Origin of the sequence: Novosphingobium aerophilum (assembly GCF_014230305.1) — a bacterium.
In the GTDB taxonomy this organism is placed as follows: Bacteria; Pseudomonadota; Alphaproteobacteria; order Sphingomonadales; family Sphingomonadaceae; genus Novosphingobium; species Novosphingobium aerophilum.
Window position 1 is genome coordinate 1 of record NZ_JACLAU010000110.1, and the last position, 1,150, is coordinate 1,150.

Annotated in this window: 1 protein-coding gene; it reads right to left on the reverse strand. The window is 67.7% G+C overall.

The window, feature by feature from the left end; genetic code table 11:
- Positions 1 to 2: 2 nt before the first annotated feature.
- Entirely contained in the window at positions 3 to 959 is a 957-nt protein-coding gene (locus tag H7F49_RS19235) for an IS110 family RNA-guided transposase (RefSeq protein ID WP_185685156.1), read from the reverse strand.
- Positions 960 to 1,150 lie beyond the last annotated feature (191 nt).

Genomic DNA, 1,150 nt, shown 5'->3' on the forward strand with positions numbered 1-1,150 from the left:
GGTCAAGCAACCGTGGATGGTGTTTGGAATGCCGGGTCATCGCGGGCGATGGCATTGAGGATGGAGATGAGCTTCCGCACGGTTGCGATCATGGCGAGTTTGAAGGGTTTTCCGCTGCTTCTGAGGCGTTGGTAGAAGGGGTGGAGGACGGGGTCTCGTGCCTTGATGGCGCTGAGGGCACCCATGTAGGCGATGTCGCGCAGATGCTTTCGTCCTCCCGAGCATCGCCCCGGGCGGGTGAATGCTCCGGACTGCCGGGCATGAGGGGCGACGCCGAGCAGGGCGGCGGCGACCTTGGGCGAGACCTGGCCGAGCTCCGGCAGGTCGGCCAGCAGGGCGGTGGCGAGGACCGGTCCGACGCCGGCGACCCGCTGGAGGCGCTTGTGGCGCTGACCCAGATGCGGGGTAGTGGCGAGCAGTTGGCGCATGGCCTTGTCGAGCGTGGCGACATGGCGGGCGATCATGTCCAGCCGCTGTGCGATCATGTCGCGCACCAGGGGCTCGTCGATGGTGTCGCACTGGCTGGTGAGGCCGGACTTTTCGGCCACGAGCCGCCGGCGATGGGCGGCCAGGGCGCTGAGGCGGCTGCGGGCCGGATCCGGGGCATAGGGGCGCAGCCGCGTGTGGGTGGCAGCCAGGTAACCGGCGATCATCACCGCATCGATGGCGTCGGTCTTGGCCAGTTGCCCGAGCGCCCGGGCAAATCCGCGCACCCGGGCGGGTGGCAGGATATAGACTTCCAGCCCGGCCGCATGGAGGCTGTCGGCCAGCCTGCGCTCATACCCGCCCGAGGCTTCGAGCCCGACCGCCCGGGGCGCCAGCGCCCGGATGCGCCGGGTCAGCTCCTCGATCTCGCGCGGTGAACTGCCCCCCACCAGCCGCTCGCCCGAAGGATGGACATATCCATCGAACCGCAGCTTGGCGGCATCGATGCCAACAAAACAATTTTCCTGTATCATGGCCCTGCTCCCTGGCTTGTGGTGCGGGCTCGCGCCCGTTCAACCGTTCGGGGTCAATGGGAGCGGACAGGGCCTTGCTTGACCTCGGCTGTGCAACCAGTCCGATACATCGGCCTCCTGCCCGCATCGGCCGGGATGCGCATCCCGGCCGATGCAACCAATAAAGCACATCTCGTCCACACAAGCCCGGG